Source organism: Alteromonas nitratireducens (assembly GCF_040812025.1).
Classification (GTDB): Bacteria; Pseudomonadota; Gammaproteobacteria; order Enterobacterales; family Alteromonadaceae; genus Alteromonas; species Alteromonas nitratireducens.
The window spans coordinates 1-15,696 of the sequence record NZ_JBFNPK010000026.1 but is presented as its reverse complement, the minus strand read 5'-3'; the positions used below and the strand labels follow the sequence as shown (position 1 = coordinate 15,696).

At 49.9% G+C, this 15,696-nt stretch carries 13 protein-coding genes; 7 read left to right on the top strand and 6 right to left on the bottom strand.

The genetic code is table 11. The annotated features are described in order from the left end of the window. The first annotated feature begins 9 nt into the window (after positions 1–9). From AB1N33_RS15825 to AB1N33_RS15815, 3 genes are read left to right on the top strand one after another with little or no spacing between them, the layout of a single operon-like run. Complete coding sequence (locus AB1N33_RS15825; protein ID WP_411272537.1) at positions 10–1,821, top strand: assimilatory sulfite reductase (NADPH) flavoprotein subunit; 1,812 nt, start codon at positions 10–12, stop codon at positions 1,819–1,821. Further along, entirely contained in the window at positions 1,821–3,539 is a 1,719-nt protein-coding gene (gene cysI / locus AB1N33_RS15820) for an assimilatory sulfite reductase (NADPH) hemoprotein subunit (RefSeq protein ID WP_411272536.1), read from the top strand. The genes AB1N33_RS15825 and cysI overlap by 1 nt, the downstream gene beginning before the upstream one ends. After that, entirely contained in the window at positions 3,532–4,278 is a 747-nt protein-coding gene (locus AB1N33_RS15815) for a phosphoadenylyl-sulfate reductase (protein ID WP_411272535.1), read from the top strand. Before cysI ends, AB1N33_RS15815 begins: the two co-directional genes overlap by 8 nt. 8 nt (positions 4,279–4,286) lie before the next feature. Here AB1N33_RS15815 and AB1N33_RS15810 read toward each other — a convergent pair whose 3' ends face one another. Further along, the gene (locus tag AB1N33_RS15810) at positions 4,287–5,192 is read right to left on the bottom strand and encodes a TIGR03899 family protein (RefSeq protein ID WP_411272534.1); all 906 of its coding nucleotides are present in this window, start codon (positions 5,190–5,192) and stop codon (positions 4,287–4,289) included. A 192-nt stretch (positions 5,193–5,384) separates the two neighbouring features. Between AB1N33_RS15810 and AB1N33_RS15805 the strand changes: the two genes are divergently transcribed. Next, a complete protein-coding gene (locus AB1N33_RS15805) occupies positions 5,385–7,613 on the top strand; it encodes a bifunctional diguanylate cyclase/phosphodiesterase (protein ID WP_411272533.1) in 2,229 nt (742 codons plus the stop codon). Here AB1N33_RS15805 and AB1N33_RS15800 read toward each other — a convergent pair. Continuing rightward, complete coding sequence (locus AB1N33_RS15800; protein WP_411272532.1) at positions 7,610–8,200, bottom strand: uracil-DNA glycosylase family protein; 591 nt, start codon at positions 8,198–8,200, stop codon at positions 7,610–7,612. The genes AB1N33_RS15805 and AB1N33_RS15800 overlap by 4 nt on opposite strands. Before the next feature lie 115 nt (positions 8,201–8,315). Between AB1N33_RS15800 and AB1N33_RS15795 the strand changes: the two genes are divergently transcribed. Further along, entirely contained in the window at positions 8,316–8,633 is a 318-nt protein-coding gene (locus AB1N33_RS15795; protein WP_411272531.1) for a pyridine nucleotide transhydrogenase, read from the top strand. A 35-nt stretch (positions 8,634–8,668) separates the two neighbouring features. Here AB1N33_RS15795 and sthA read toward each other — a convergent pair whose 3' ends face one another. Together sthA and AB1N33_RS15785 are read right to left on the bottom strand one after the other, a co-directional pair. Beyond that, on the bottom strand, positions 8,669–10,096 hold the full coding sequence (gene sthA / locus AB1N33_RS15790) for a Si-specific NAD(P)(+) transhydrogenase (RefSeq protein WP_411272530.1): 1,428 nt from the start codon (positions 10,094–10,096) through the stop codon (positions 8,669–8,671). Positions 10,097–10,232: 136 nt separating this feature from the next. Next, the gene (locus AB1N33_RS15785) at positions 10,233–11,360 is read right to left on the bottom strand and encodes an acyl-CoA desaturase (protein ID WP_411272529.1); all 1,128 of its coding nucleotides are present in this window, start codon (positions 11,358–11,360) and stop codon (positions 10,233–10,235) included. 156 nt (positions 11,361–11,516) lie between these two features. Between AB1N33_RS15785 and fabR the strand changes: the two genes are divergently transcribed. Then, the gene (fabR, locus tag AB1N33_RS15780) at positions 11,517–12,116 is read left to right on the top strand and encodes an HTH-type transcriptional repressor FabR (protein ID WP_411272528.1); all 600 of its coding nucleotides are present in this window, start codon (positions 11,517–11,519) and stop codon (positions 12,114–12,116) included. An 8-nt stretch (positions 12,117–12,124) separates the two neighbouring features. Here the strand turns inward: fabR and trmA are convergent, their stop codons facing one another. Then, on the bottom strand, positions 12,125–13,216 hold the full coding sequence (gene trmA / locus AB1N33_RS15775; protein WP_411272527.1) for a tRNA (uridine(54)-C5)-methyltransferase TrmA: 1,092 nt from the start codon (positions 13,214–13,216) through the stop codon (positions 12,125–12,127). Between the two features lie 162 nt (positions 13,217–13,378). Between trmA and AB1N33_RS15770 the strand changes: the two genes are divergently transcribed. Next, entirely contained in the window at positions 13,379–14,689 is a 1,311-nt protein-coding gene (locus AB1N33_RS15770; RefSeq protein ID WP_411272526.1) for a DUF5610 domain-containing protein, read from the top strand. An 18-nt stretch (positions 14,690–14,707) separates the two neighbouring features. Here the strand turns inward: AB1N33_RS15770 and AB1N33_RS15765 are convergent, their stop codons facing one another. Then, complete coding sequence (locus AB1N33_RS15765; protein ID WP_411272525.1) at positions 14,708–15,172, bottom strand: RNA recognition motif domain-containing protein; 465 nt, start codon at positions 15,170–15,172, stop codon at positions 14,708–14,710. Positions 15,173–15,696: the final 524 nt, after the last annotated feature.

Genomic DNA, 15,696 nt, shown 5'->3' with positions numbered 1-15,696 from the left:
TAACGAGTTATGTCACAGAATCCATCCAACACCTATGCACCAGGCAATATCCTGGATGAGCAACAGTGGAACGCTATTACTAAGGCGCTGTCCGGATTAAACAGTCAGCAACTGACCTGGGTCAGTGGTTACGCCGCGGGTCTGGCAGCCGGTGGTGTGCCTGCCGGTGAAGCGTCGCCGCAGGCAGGTGAAGGGAAACAATCGCATCTTACTATCCTTTACGGGTCGCAAACCGGTAATGCTAAGGCGCTGGCTCAGCAAATGCAGGCACAGGCCGATGCGGCGGGTATTCACAGCAAACTGGTCAGTATGGCCGATTACAAACCGCGTCAGCTCAAACAGGAAACGCATGTGGCTGTATTCGTCAGTACCCATGGGGAAGGCGATGCACCGGATGATGCAATAGAACTGCATGAGTTTTTGGGAAGCAAAAAAGCGCCGAAATTACCTGCGCTGAAATACGCGGTACTGGGGCTGGGGGATTCCAGTTATGAGTTTTTCTGCCAGACCGGCAAGGATTTCGATTCGCGCTTGGCCAGTGCCGGTGCGACAGCCATCATCGGTCGTGCAGACTGTGATGTTGATTATGAAGACCAGGCAAAACGCTGGAGCGAAAGTGTACTAAAAGCCATCGCGGACGATTTTACGTCCGCGACCGGCGCCGCTGTTGCGACGCGGACAGGCGCGGCGGTGACAACGGCCACGCAAACGTACACCAAGAAAGCGCCGTTTAAGGCGTCACTGCTGACATCGCAAAAAATCACAGGGCGAGATTCGGTTAAAGATATCCGCCATATCGAAATTGATTTGTCTGACTCTGGGATCCAATATCAGCCGGGCGATGCACTGGGTGTCTGGTTCAAAAACGCGCCGTCACTGGTCGAGGCTTTCCTGACCACGTTGTCATTGAACGGCGATGAAACCGTGACAGTGCAGGATACGTCGATGACCCTGCGCGAGGCGTTGACGTCCAGGCTGGAGCTAACCCTAAGCTACCCGACTTTCGTGAAGACCTATCAGGCAGCCACGCAGTCAGAAGCGCTTGCTGCACTGCTGGCTGACAAAGCAAAGCTGAGAACCTATCTTGAGTCGCGTCAGATTATTGATGTCGTCCGTGACCACCCTGGCGCAATCTCTGCCCAGCAACTGGTGGATGCGCTGCGACCATTGACGCCACGTTTGTATTCTATCGCATCCAGTCAGCGTGAAGTTGAGGAAGAGGTTCATCTGACGGTGGCGCATGTCGATTATCAGGCATTTGGATACCGTCACCAGGGCGGGGCATCCGGTTTCCTCTGCGAATATCTGGAAGACGATGCAGAGGTGGAAGTGTATGTGGAAGCAAACAACAACTTCCGCTTGCCTGATAACCCTGCTACGCCGGTCATCATGGTCGGCCCGGGAACCGGCATCGCACCATTCCGCGCCTTTTTGCAGGAACGTGATGCGCAGGAAGCAGAAGGTAAAAACTGGCTGTTTTTCGGTAACCCACACTTTACTCAGGACTTTCTGTACCAGGTTGAAATTCAGGACTATGTTAAGCGCGGCGTGCTTGATCGTGTATCACTGGCATTTTCCCGCGATCAGCAGGACAAAATCTATGTGCAGCACCGATTGCTTGAGCAGGGCAAAGAGGTCTATGACTGGCTCGAAGCCGGTGCCCACTTTTATGTCTGTGGCGACGCCATGCACATGGCAAAAGATGTAGAGAATGCCCTGATTGAGATCATCAAAACACACGGCAAAAAAGATGAAAAAGCGGCGAAAGCGTATGTTGTTGAGCTGCGCAAGGCAAAACGATATCAGAAGGATGTGTACTGATGAGTAATGAAAACACACCATTTATTGTCGAAGGTCCGCTGGCCGACAACGAAAGAATTAAGCGTGAAAGCCGTCATTTGCGGGGCACCATCGAGGCGGATCTGAACGACTCGCTGACCGGCGGATTTAATGGCGACAATTTTCAGCTTATCCGCTTTCACGGCATGTATCAGCAGGATGATCGCGATATTCGCGCAGAGCGCGCTAAACAAAAGCTGGAGCCGCTGCACAACGTTATGTTGCGTGCGCGCTTGCCCGGCGGTGTGATAACGCCCGAACAGTGGCTGGTTATCGACAAGTTTGCCAATGACCACTCCCTGTACGGCAGTATTCGTCTGACTACCCGCCAGACGTTTCAGTTTCATGGTGTGTTAAAACCCGACATTAAACTTATGCACCAGACGCTGAACAAGGCGGGGATCGACTCGATCGCGACAGCCGGTGATGTCAATCGTAATGTTCTGTGCACGTCTAATCCGGTTGAGTCGGAAGTTCACGTTGAGGCATTCGAGTGGGCAAAAAAAATCAGTGAACATCTGCTGCCGAAAACCAGAGCGTACGCGGAAATCTGGCTCGACGGTGAAAAAGTAGAAAGTACGGAAGACAACGTTGAACCCATTCTGGGTGATACCTATTTGCCACGGAAGTTTAAAACAACCGTGGTGATCCCACCGCAAAATGATGTGGATGTGCATGCCAACGATCTGAATTTTGTTGCCATTGCTGAAAATGGCAGTCTGATTGGTTTTAACGTACTGGTTGGTGGTGGCCTTGCGATGACGCATGGGGATACCAGTACCTACCCCCGTAAAGCCACAGATTTCGGGTTTATAAGTCTGGATAACACGCTGGCAGTAGCAGAAGCCGTCGTGACCACACAACGTGACTGGGGTAACCGGGTAAACCGGAAAAATGCCAAGACCAAGTACACGCTTGAGCGTGTAGGGGTTGAAAACTTTAAAGCAGAAGTGGAAAAGCGCGCGGGTATCACCTTTGCGCCCAGCAAGCCCTACGAGTTCACAGGCCGGGGAGACCGGTTTGGCTGGGTTGAAGGTATCGACGGCAAATATCACTTAACCCTGTTTATTGAAAACGGTCGCATCCTGGATTATCCGGGTAAGCCGCTGAAAACGGGCTGTGCGGAAATTGCTAAAGTACACCAGGGCGATTTTCGACTGACCGCGAATCAAAACCTGATTATTGCTGGCGTGCCAGCAGAACAAAAACAGCAGATTGAAGCGTTGGCAAGACAGTATGGCCTGCTACAAGACGATATTTCAGCACAGCGTAAAGATTCGATGGCCTGTGTTTCTCTGCCAACCTGTCCGCTAGCGATGGCAGAAGCAGAGCGTTATCTCCCTGATGCGGTTACAGACCTGGAAGCGTTGCTGAAAAAGCACAGCGTCGCGACGGACAGCATTATCTTCAGGGTGACTGGTTGTCCGAACGGATGCGGCAGGGCAATGCTGGCGGAAGTGGGACTGGTAGGCAAAGGCCCGGGTAAATATAACCTGCATCTGGGGGGCAACCGCGAAGGTACGCGTATTCCACGGATGTACCGCGAAAACATCGGCCACGATGAGATTATGCAGATTCTGGATGAGCTGATTGGCCGCTGGGCGTCTGAGCGTGAAGCCTCGGAAGGCTTTGGCGACTTTGTCATCCGCAACAATATTGTGAAACCGGTAATTGATTCGGCAAGAGACTTTTATGACTAGTTCTGCTCAAAGCGTGCTACAAAATACACCGCAACTGCTTAGCGATGCAGACTTGCGTGAGGCGAATGTCATGCTGGAAAGCATGACCGCAGCGCAGCGGGTTGAGTGGGCCCTGTCCAATCTTCCTGGTACGCACATCATGTCATCCAGTTTTGGCGCGCAGTCGGCAGCCATGTTGCATTTACTGACGCAGGCCAGGCCGGATATTCCGGTCGTCTTAACGGATACCGGGTATTTATTTCCTGAAACCTATCGTTTTATTGATGACATGACCGAAAAGCTGGGTCTTAACCTGCACGTTTATCGTGCGGAATTGTCGTCAGCGTGGCAGGAAGCCCGCTTTGGCAGGTTGTGGGAAAAGGGGCTGGAAGGAATAGAGCAGTATAACCGTATGAATAAAGTCGCCCCAATGCAGCGGGCGCTCAATGACCTGAAAGCTGGCACATGGTTTGCCGGCTTGCGCCGAAGTCAGTCTGATTCGCGGGAAAAGCTGCCGGTACTGCAGCGCAGCGGTCAGCAAATCAAGGTATACCCGATCATCGACTGGACCAATAAGGATTTACACTATTACCTGAAGGAGCACGGGTTACCGTATCACCCGTTGTGGGATGAGGGTTATGTGTCTATTGGCGACTGGCACACTACCCGGGCGCTGCAGGAAGGAATGAGTGAGCAGGATACGCGCTTTTTCGGTCTTAAGCGCGAATGTGGCCTGCACGAATTTGGTGACGGTATCTGATCTGACCCTCAGGCCTCGATACGAAACGGGCCATTGAGCACCGCTTTGATGGCCTGAAGATAATCCCTGTTGTCGAGTCTGCCCACCAGTCTCGACAGTTCTGCCCCGGTGGGAGTGAATTTATAATATACCAGCGCAACGCCAGCCCGCTGTGATATCAGGGTAAAGCTCTGTTGCCCGCATCGCCAGTGGCTTCGATGCCCCTGATGGTACTCACCGCTTTCAATTTCACTGGCATACAGCAGCTTCATATCCTGTAGTGCCAGCAGGTCAGGATAAGACAGGCCGAACGAGGCAATGCTTAGCTGCTCAGGAACCGGCTTTCTTAACATCGTCAGCAGGCCTTTTCTTACGTGATACCCGACCAGGATCCTGGGGACAGTGTCGCCGGTTCTGCGACTTGCCAGCGATACCGCTTTGCTGAACAGCGTTGCATCCCTGTGTGTCAGTGACTCCAGCGTTTGCAGACTGCGCCGGGAAAAGCTGCCGGGGTGACTGACCTCTACAGCGAAGATCTTGCCCCACAATTCCTGCATGGCCGGTGAATGGATGTTTTCTGCCATCGAACAAAATGCGAAAAACCAGTCGGGATCGACATTTTCTGACTGCGTATCACTCACACTGACATTTACTGCTATATTTAGGATGGCCTGCAGATTGGCTATTTTCTGCATCTCGCGTATCTGACGTCGTCGCTCAGTCACCTGGCGGCGCGATGCGTTGTCACTGGCTGACAGCGTTGGCGAAATACCGACACGCGCGAAGAGTGATACCATTCTGTCTTTAGCACTGCTGGCGGAACGTGAAGACGAAGCGGCCTGTGCGTCGTCTTTTTTTGTCGCCTCAGTGGGTTTTTCCGGAGGCGAGTTAAGTCTGCTAAGTTCACTTGCCAGTGAGCCAGGGGTAATCTTCATAAAACTGCAGTACGCGTAAGTTGATAAAAGCCCCTCTGTCAACCATGTTAAGTGCACTATTCAAGTAGACTTAGCGCCGTGGGGCTGGTACAACAGGGCTACATGGAGCTTACACTATTGCACTGTGGTATTCACAATGCAATTTCTGAAATGTATCGGTCAGTGAAACAGGTAGTGAGGGCAAATCGGAGTATGTCGGGAACGGATTACGAAAATGATGAACTAGTGTTCCAGGATGAGGACAATTTCAAAGAGATTAGTCCCAGAAGCTACAAGTCCTGGAATATCCTCATTGTCGATGATGATGAGGAGATACATACGGTAACCCGCCTTGCCCTGACGGACCTTATTATCAATGACCGCCAGCTCAATTTTCTGCATGCCTATTCCGGCTCACAGGCGAAAGAGATCCTGCATGAGTATGGCAGTCAGATAGCCATTATCCTTCTTGATGTTGTTATGGAAACGGACGATGCCGGTTTCGATGTTGTACGATACATTCGCGAAGACATGGCACTTCAGGAACCACGCATTATTCTTCGTACCGGTCAGCCAGGCTACGCGCCGGAAGAAGAAGTCATCAAGAACTATGACATCAACGACTATAAAACCAAAACTGAACTGACCCGGGGGCGTCTGCTGACCACGGTCATTGCGTCTATCCGGTCTTATCAGCAAATTGTGACCATCAATCAGAATCGCTACGGACTGGAAAAGATTATTGCCTCGTCAGCCAACCTGTTCGAAGAGCATTCGGTGAAAGGCTTCTGTGAAGGGGTAGTAACACAAATTAGTTCGCTGATTGGCCTTGATGCAGAAGGGCTGCTGTGCGCGCGCGCGGGGTCAGTGCTGGATCGTGATGATGACGGCGTCTATGTACTTGGGGCCGCCGGCGATTTTGCCGACTATATCAATGATCCGATTGATGCCATCAAAAACGATGAAATTATTGAGCAGGTAAATCGTTGCCTGAAGCAGAAACGGCATATTTTTGAAACCGACTCGTCGGTGCTGTATATCAACAGAGCCGGCTTTGAAGCCGCGGTTTACATCAATATGATCAAGGAAGTCAGTGAGCTGGATAAGAGTCTGCTTGAAGTCTTTTTGTCCAGTATTTCGGTTGGCTACGAAAACGTAAATCTGTTTCATGAGTTACGTAATGCCGCATTCAGAGACTGGCTGACCCGCCTGCCAAACCGTAATGAGTTTATCAATATGCTTGATAAACCACATATGTACGGGGCTGAACAGGCGAGTGTCGCGCTAATCGACATTAATCATTTCTCAGACATTAATGATGGCCTGGGTCAGGAAGCCGGTAACGAATTGCTGCGCGCTGTCGGACACCGGATAGAAAATCACTTCTCCTCAGGGGTGCGTAAAGGCAGGATCGGGGCCGATGTGTTTGGCCTGATTGGCGCTGAAGACGAGGTGAATCCTGAAAACATTAATAAGATGTTCCAGTCGTCATTCCAGGTCGGCGATCATACGCTGCCCGTGAATGTAACTATTGGTCTTTGTCGCCTCGATAAAACCAAGAAAATTGGTATAGAACTGCTTAAGCGGACCAATATTGCGCTGAATCGTGCGAAAAAGAATATTGCCGACAACTTTGAGTATTTTGCCAAAGACATCGAAGACAAAACTACCTGGCGACTGAATATGATTCGTCGCCTGAGAAACGATTTTGGCGATCGGAAACTCCAGCTGTGGTTTCAGCCCCAGGTAGATCTGGTGAGCGAAAAAGTGGTGGGTATGGAAGGCCTGCTGCGCTGGCCTGATGGAGACGGCGGCTATATTTCTCCCGCAGAGTTCGTCCCCCTTGCTGAATATTCCGGCCTTATCGTTGATATAGGCCAATGGGTGCTTGAAGAGTCCTGCCGGCGCATTAAACAACTGAAGGACAGTGGTTATGGACACCTTCGCGTTGCGGTAAATATTTCGATTCCTCAGTTTCGTGATCGCCGCTTCGTCCAGCGGGTAATCGATGCGCTTAAGGCATTTGATTGTGATCCCAGCCGACTGGAGCTCGAAATAACCGAAAGCGTGGTCATGGATGAACCTCAAATTGTGGTTGATGCGTTGCGGGCGTTGAAAGAATACGGTGTCGCGATTGCCATTGATGACTTTGGCACCGGGTTCTCATCAATGAGTTACCTGCAGCAACTGCCACTCGACAGACTGAAAGTAGACCGCTCTTTTGTCAGCGATATAACGCCGGGTAAGAGCGCGGTGCTCGCCGAAACAATTGTTACCCTGGGCAACAAGCTCGGCTTACAAACCATTGCCGAAGGCGTCGAAAAACGTGAGCAGGCCAGTTATATGATTAAACTTGGCTGTGATGAGGCGCAAGGCTACCTGTTTGCCAGACCGATGCCGTTTGATGAACTGATGACGTTTTTAAACAGCCGCGAAGACTAATCTGACGGAAACAGGCGCTGTATACGCGCCTGTAAAGCAGGGAGCACCTCATCCGAAAACCAGGTATGACGAGCCAGCCACAGGTTGTTTCGTCCCGATGGATGGGGCAGCACCAGCACTGGATCCCGCGCGAAATCACAACGTTGTACCGCCTCTGTTAAGGTATGGCTTTCTGGTTGATAGTATTGCTGGGCATACCTTCCTACCAGAACAGTCAGCGCCGGAGATAGCTGAGCTAACAGCGCTGCATGCCAGGCTGGTGCGCACTCCTTGCGGGGTGGCGCGTCGGCTTTGTTCCTGTAACCCGGGAAACAAAACCCCATGGGGATCAACGCCACCTGCTGCTTGTCATAAAACAAGGCGTCTGTCATAGTTAACCAACTGCGCAAACGCTCGCCACTTTTGTCATTCCACGGTGTTGAAGTCTTGTGAGCCAGCAGTCCCGGAGCCTGGCCGATGATAACCAGCTTTGCGGTCCGGGACGCAGCAAACACAGGGTTCGGCGGGTAGGGCAGTGCACTCTTGCAGATCTGGCATTGCCTTATTCTTGCTTCCAGCGATGTAAACTTTTCAGCATTTTTTTCCATTATTTCACTCTTGTCATATTACTGTCATATTACTGTGATCCAGAATTGACTTGTGTGCGTTGTTAAAGTAAGGTTAAAGCAACAGTGACGCACTGTGTTTTTAAGGAGGCAAATCATGCGTAAAGTAGTACTTGGTCTGGCAATGCTGACCTCTTTCGGTATTGCGCATGCGGAATCTGGCTCAAATCAGCTTTTCGATTGCATGGATGCGAGTTCATTCGAAATGAATGATGAATGTATGGCTGACAAGATCAGCGCAAACGTTCATTACCGTAATGCACAAGATAAAATCCTTAATGTTGCCAGCGATAGTCAGGGTGACTATGCCATTGCAACGTTAACATTCGATCCAAAGAGAATGCAGATTGACATTGTAGCGCACAAAGACGCGCTTAATGCAATGAACCGACTTGCCGCACTGCGCGACAAGTAATAAAAAACCGGCAAGCGCCGGTTTTTTTATGCCCTTCAGAAAATCCGGTTAAGCCCGTTTATCGCTGCTACCCGATAGGCTTCTGCCATCGTGGGGTAATTGAATGTCGTGTTAACGAAGTATTCAATCGTATTGCCACCGTTTTCCTGCTGCATGATAGCCTGACCGATATGCACGATCTCTGATGCACGCTCTCCGAAACAGTGGATCCCCAGCACTTCCTTGGTTTCTCTGTGAAACAGAATTTTAAGGCTGCCCACTTCGGTGGACGCAATTTGTGCTCTGGCGAGATGTTTAAATTGCGCCCGTCCAACCTCATAAGGCACTTTGGCCTGAGTGAGTTCCTGCTCAGTTTTACCGACAGAGCTGATTTCAGGAATCGTATAAATACCGGTTGGAATGTCCTGAACAAGTGCGGAATGCGTCTGGCCATCCAGCATCGCCTGAGCGGCGAACCGACCCTGATTATACGCTGCAGAAGCCAGACTCGGATAGCCAATGACATCTCCTACCGCATAGATATTTTCTACCTCAGTCTGATAGTTCTCGTTAACATTTAATTGCCCGCGGCTATCCGCCTTCAGGCCGACTTTGCCCAGGTCGAGCATGTCGGTGTTACCGGTTCTGCCGTTGGCAAACAGCAGACAATCGGCTTTCATGCGCTTTCCGGATTCCAGGTTAAGTACCACGCAGTCGTCATGTCCTTCAACCGACGTGTAGGTTTCGTTGTGCCTTATCAGTACGCCGTTGTTCCAGAGGTGGTAGCTGAGTGCGTCTGAGATCTCGGCATCCAGAAAAGACAGCAGGCGATCACGCATATTCACCAGATCAACCTTCACGCCCATGCCGCGAAAGATACTGGCATACTCGGAACCGATCACCCCCGCACCATAAATGATGATCGATTTGGGATCATGATCCAGCGACAAAATAGTGTCTGAGTTGTAAATACGCGGATGGGAGAAATCGATGTCTTCAGGACAATACGGACGCGATCCTGTGGCCAGTGCAATCTGTCTGGCCGTGATGACATCCTTAGAACCGTCAGGTCGAACGACCTGAATAGTATGCGCGTCTACGAAACTCGCCACACCGTAGTACATAGTGACTCGGTTGCGGTCATAGAATGATGAGCGCAGTCGCGTCTGCTTACGAATAACCCCGCTGGCATGACGCATCATCTCGGCAAAAGTCAGGTTGCGACTGACGTGGCTGTCGGCGAACAGCGGCGAATTATTGTATTCAATTAAGCGGCTGACAGAGTGACGTAACGCCTTTGAGGGAATGGTACCCCAGTGCGTACATCCGCCACCGACGGCTTCATAGCGCTCGATGACAGCGACCTGTTTGCCCGATTTTGCCAGTTGCATGGCAACCCCTTCACCGCCAGGTCCGGTACCGATAACGATCGCGTCATACTGAAAAGACGTACTGCTTTTCGTTGTTTTGGTTTTCTTTGTCATAAGCTGCCTGAACCGTATTAACCGGAAATCTGATTAACTTGTTGAGTTGAATATAATTATTTAGTGTAGCAGGGATGAAAGAGATTAAAATCAGCCTCAAAAAATAAAACGCCCCGCGGTGCGGGGCGTGATGGGATCAGGCGGGCTGGAGCGACAATGACTGAAGTCGCAGCCACTTTTCTTTCTGCAGAGCCAGCGCGTGTTTGAGCTCTTTGTATTTAAAGTCCAGTTCAAGACGTTCGATACTGCGTTTCAGGCATTTTTGTCTGACCGTCATAATGCGTTTTTTGGCGGCATAATATTCCGACATCTTTTGGATCAGGAGGTCATACTCTGCCTGAATTTTACCAAGAATCTCTTCTGCATCAGGCAGATGCCTTACTTTCGCACTGGCATACTTTAACTGCATAGCAGCCCGGGCTTTTTCAATTCGCTCTTCCGGACAACGGCGCAGATTTTTGGTCAGGCCGACAAAAGACAAACCTCGAATCAGCCATTTTGTGGGATCATACTGCCACCACTTAATGCCGTTACGGTAGTCGTATTCAAATATATGGTGGTAGTTATGGTAGCCCTCACCGAATGTCAGTAATGCAAGTACCCCGTTATCGCGGGCGGTATTGGTATCGGTGAAAGGCTGTTTACCCCAGAAATGGGCCAATGAGTTAATAAAGAATGTGACATGGTGGACCATGACAAGGCGCAGGACGCCAGCGATCAGGATCATGCCCCATACATCGCCGTTCAGCCAGCCGGCAAACGCGGTGATACCAAAATTGGCCAGCAACACAATGGGCAGATAATGATTATGCTGCCACATAACGACCTTGTCTTTCTGGAGATCCCGGCAGTTACTGTAATCGCTGTAGCGATTCGACTGATACTCGCGCAGCATCCAGCCAATGTGGGAAAACCACAGGCCGCGTCTGGCCGAGTAAGGGTCTTTGTCGATGTCATCAACATGGCGATGGTGAACCCGGTGATCAGACGCCCAGTGCAAAATGCTGTTCTGGACTGCCATTGCGCCACCTACGGCAAGAATGACTTTGACGACAGGGTGCGCGTCATAGGCCTTGTGTGACCAGAGACGGTGATACCCGGCGGTAATCGACATGCCTGTGAAAAAGAAAAGAAATACAGCAAAACTAATTTCCACCGCGTCTGTGCCAGTCAGGGCTATCCAGGCCGGTGCACCAACAAATGCAATCAGTCCGCTGATAACGAATACCAGCACGTTGGTAAGAATTAAAGGGGGTTTTTTCATACAAATAAAACTCAGCTTACAACTGTTCGCTAAGATAACGTTTTATGTGTACTCAGGCAAGCTGAACGACTAAGCAATTCGTCGTAGAGTCATCATGACTTTATTCATGTCACAAGAATATTGTATGCTCGGCGCACAGTGTAAGGAGATCACCCCGTGAGCCGGCAGGAACAAAAATTAAAAACACGACAGAAGATCATCAGCGCGGCATTCACCCTGCTTGATGAAAATCGCAGCTTGTCGGCAATCAGTCTGCGCGAAGTGAGCCGCGAAGCGGGTATTGCACCAACGTCTTTCTACCGTCACTTTAAGGACATGGATGAACTGGGCCTGACGCTGGTGGATGAGGCAGGACTAGCATTACGACAGCTGATGCGACAGGCACGCCGCCGAATTGCATCCGGGGGCGGTGTGATTAATACATCGGTCGATACCTTCATGGAATTCATTATTGCCAATAAGAACGTATTTCGGTTGTTACTGCGGGAACATACCGGAACGTCTGCGGCATATCGGATGGCAGTGTTGCGGGAAATCCAGCATTTTGTCGAAGAACTGACTGACTATGTGATGGAGCGTCAGAAAATTACGCACAGTGTCGCAGTCATTCAGGCCGATGCGATGGTCAGGTTGGTATTCAGCGCGGGCGCTGAAGCGCTGGATGCGGATGCGAAACAGCGCCAGGTTGTATCAGACCGGGTGAAGATGCAGCTCCGTTACATTCAATTCGGTGCCGGACTAGCAGCAACACGCTAATATCAAGGCTACTTGCGTTTCAGACAGACACCGGCTTCGATGTGGTGGGTAAACGGAAACTGGTCGAACAATGCGGCATCACTAATGGCATGCGTTTCACATAACATCGTAAGGTTCTCGCTCAGCGTGTCCGGATTACACGAAATATAAATAATATTGTCATAGCGCTGAATCATTTTGAGTGACGCCTCATCCAGTCCGGCCCGCGGAGGGTCAACCAGCACAGTTGTGAAGTTGTAATCGGACAAGTCAATATTGTTGAGACGGCTGAATGTTCTGCCGCTGACCAGGGCTTCAGTAAATTCTTCTGCAGATAAACGGACAATGTTGACATTATTCAGGTTATTTTCCCGAATATTGTACTGCGCAGCGCTCACAGAGGGCTTCGCAATTTCAGTACCGATAACCCGGTCAAAACGCTCAGCCAGCGGTAGTGAGAAATTTCCTGCACCACAATAAAGTTCCAGCAGATCACCCGTAAGCCCGGCACTGACATCAAGCGTCCATTCAATCATCCTGCAGTTTACGTCAGCATTCGGCTGGGTGAAGCTGTTCTCTACATGTTTAAAGACATAGTGCCTGTCGTATACTGGCAAGCGCTCGATGACGTAGTCGTTACCAATCACAATTTTTTGCTTTCGTGCACGACCAATAATGCTGACATTGTGGTGTTCCGAAAGCGTATCTTTCAAAGCGTCCGCAGCACGCTGCCACTCATCATCCAGTTGGCGGTGATAAAGCAGACTGATCACCATATCGCCGGACAATGCATTGAGATAATCTACCTGGAACAGTTTTCGTCGCATTGTGGGGTTCGTTTTCAACGCCGACATCAACGCCGACATCATTTGATTGATGCCCAGACTGGCCGGAGGAAACGTATCAACACGATATTTCTCTTTGGTCTGTTGGTCGAACATGATGTGATAGAGGTCATCGCCATCGTGCCAGACACGAAACTCTGCGCGCATACGATAATGTTCCGGCGCTGAGGGGTATACTTTCAGCGCCGGGGTATCAAATGGCGCAAGCAGGGCTGATAACCTGCTGGTCTTTTCATCCAACTGCTGTTGGTAGGTTATGCTACGTTCTATCGCCATTTAATTTGCCTTTCATTGATACCTGCTACTGAGCCCGCGAATTGTAGAGCCTTTTTCCAAAGCTGCAACTTTAGGTCCCATACAGCGACAAAAAACTGGATTAAAATTAAACAAATTGTGCCTGCTGCCGATAATACCAATGAGGATAGTGAGGGTAAAATTATGAACGTGGGTCAAATCAAGGCATTTCTTGGTGAACAGAAGGCGTCTGTGCACCCGAATGATGCTCTCAAAAAACAACTTCAGGAAGACGGATTGAAACAGGCTGCGGAAATGGAACAAAAACAGGCGACATCAGTCAATGTCAGTGCATCCCAGACCGCGATCAGTCTTCGCATTTTCAGTGGCGCCATGTCGCAAAACGTGAATGTTGACGGAAAGAATCCGTCCGCTACATCACTCGACAAGGACACCCGTGAAAGCGACGAGCCAGCGTCACTGTTTGATTTTGAAAAGGTGGCGAAAAATGTCATGCGATTTGTCGGTGGCGTTATCGAGGGCGCAGCACGTAGCGGTGCCGATGAAGCCAAATTGTCGAGCCTGTTTGCCCAGGCCCGGTCAGGGGTTGCCAAAGGTATCGCCATGGCGGAAAAGGACATTGGCGGCTTCATGAATGACGAAATCGCAGACGGCATATCTCGTAGCCGTGACCTGATTGGCAAAGGTATTGACGATCTTGAAAAGCGCTTACTGCCAGGTGATAGCGAACCGGTTCTTCAGGCTGAACAAATCGCGTTATCAGCAAGTGATTCACGCTCGGGAGAGTTGTTAATCAGAACGCGTGATGGTGATGAACTCACTTTACGGTTTGAAAGTGTTCAACAATTCAACTACGCGCAGCAAACGCGTGTCACCGCCGGCCCGGTTGCACCTGCAACCGAAGGTGAAGGGAGTTCGGGTGCTGCGGTCTCTGCATCGCAATCTGTGCTTTATCAGTTTTTCCAAAAGAATGGCATTAGTTTCTCGCTGGAAGGAGAGCTGGATGAAGATGAACTGAAAGCGATTGCAGATTTGGTCGGCAAGGCCAGCGATCTGGCTGACACCTTTTTTGGTGGTGACCTGGACACGGCCTTTGAAGATGCACTATCGCTGGGATTTGATGACAAAGAGCTGGTAGGTTATGCGCTGCAGTTGTCAAGAACACAGCAGGCTGAAGTGGTTCAGACCTATGAGAGTATTCAGCATTATAGCGATGATCGTCCTGATGCCAATAAATATGGGAATGCGGTAAGCCCGGTGGCGCAGTACCTTAATAAGATGATGGATACGCTGAATGCGGCTGGTGAGCGTCTGGAAAGTGGCAATGACTATAACACCATGATCAGTGGCATTATCAACGAGATGGAAGACGTTCAGGTGCCGGATCTGCTCTCTGCAATTAACCGCTTTCATATGTTTAACAATCGACTGTTGGAAGCGATGCCAGCAACAAGCGGACAAAATATTGAGCCAGAAACAAAACCTGAGGCATAAGCCTCAGGTTTTTTGGTACTACTCTTCCGCTTTTTCTTTTGCGGGTCTGACTTTAAGCGTTCTGTCCTGGAACACCGTATCATTTAATCGGTTAATCAGCTTGTCGACGTCATTGGTGACAACCTCGACAAAACCATAACCTTTTCGTTTACCCGTCTTTCTGTCTTTCATCAGCCGTACAGACTGAACAGCAATATAGTCACTGAAAAATGACTTCACCGCGTCCTCGTTAGCACGATAAGGCAGATTACCGACATATAAAGTAGAGATTTCACCGTCATCAGTCCCGTGGTCTGATGTCTGACGCGCTGTGACGTTTCCTAATCGTGAAGCGATCAGGGGAGTGACGATGCCGCTGACCAGCAGGGACAACGAAACAGAGAGGGGAGGGAATGCATTCAGGCTAATAGAAGAGAAAACCAGATAACCCAAGACTGCAAGTACTGCGCTAACAATGGCGCACTGAAATAAGCCTACTTTCATAAACCTTCCTTTATGTTGTTATTGATAGAAATTAGGAGGCAGGAATCAGTTTACTGACTTGTAACGAAATGAACAATAAATTGTGAAAATCACTTCTGAGGTGTCGTATAAGCGCACTAAATGTATGAAAATAGTGCGTATGGTGCAATAAGTGAGCGAACAGATGAAAAAGTTACATTTTAAGGTTGACGCAAAAATTCGGATGCGTACAATGCGCCGCACGTTCTGAGGGGCTGAGGCAAATCAGAACTGGATTCGCAAAGCGTCGACTTGTTTTAAGAAAAAGATAAAAAAGATGCTTGACACGGCAACTGCCTGATGTAAAATGCGCATCCCGCTTCGGGAGAGACCGAAAGCAAGTAAAAGCTGAAAAGCATGTCAATCGGTAAGTCCGATTGCCAAAATGTTCTTTAACAATTTAGACAAGACAATCTGTGTGGGCACTCGTTAAGAGTGTCACAACGACAATTCATATTTCGATATATTTAATTGAAGAGTTTGATCATGGCTCAGATTGAACGCTG

Coding starts and splice junctions, on each gene's coding strand:
- AB1N33_RS15795 (WP_411272531.1), top strand. CDS start 8,316: ATGCGTAAAGTAGTACTTGGTCTGGCAATGCTGACCTCTTTCGGTATT.
- AB1N33_RS15765 (WP_411272525.1), bottom strand. CDS start 15,172: ATGAAAGTAGGCTTATTTCAGTGCGCCATTGTTAGCGCAGTACTTGCA.
- AB1N33_RS15800 (WP_411272532.1), bottom strand. CDS start 8,200: ATGGAAAAAAATGCTGAAAAGTTTACATCGCTGGAAGCAAGAATAAGG.
- AB1N33_RS15770 (WP_411272526.1), top strand. CDS start 13,379: ATGAACGTGGGTCAAATCAAGGCATTTCTTGGTGAACAGAAGGCGTCT.
- sthA (WP_411272530.1), bottom strand. CDS start 10,096: ATGACAAAGAAAACCAAAACAACGAAAAGCAGTACGTCTTTTCAGTAT.
- AB1N33_RS15810 (WP_411272534.1), bottom strand. CDS start 5,192: ATGAAGATTACCCCTGGCTCACTGGCAAGTGAACTTAGCAGACTTAAC.
- AB1N33_RS15815 (WP_411272535.1), top strand. CDS start 3,532: ATGACTAGTTCTGCTCAAAGCGTGCTACAAAATACACCGCAACTGCTT.
- trmA (WP_411272527.1), bottom strand. CDS start 13,216: ATGGCGATAGAACGTAGCATAACCTACCAACAGCAGTTGGATGAAAAG.
- cysI (WP_411272536.1), top strand. CDS start 1,821: ATGAGTAATGAAAACACACCATTTATTGTCGAAGGTCCGCTGGCCGAC.
- AB1N33_RS15805 (WP_411272533.1), top strand. CDS start 5,385: ATGTCGGGAACGGATTACGAAAATGATGAACTAGTGTTCCAGGATGAG.
- AB1N33_RS15785 (WP_411272529.1), bottom strand. CDS start 11,360: ATGAAAAAACCCCCTTTAATTCTTACCAACGTGCTGGTATTCGTTATC.
- AB1N33_RS15825 (WP_411272537.1), top strand. CDS start 10: ATGTCACAGAATCCATCCAACACCTATGCACCAGGCAATATCCTGGAT.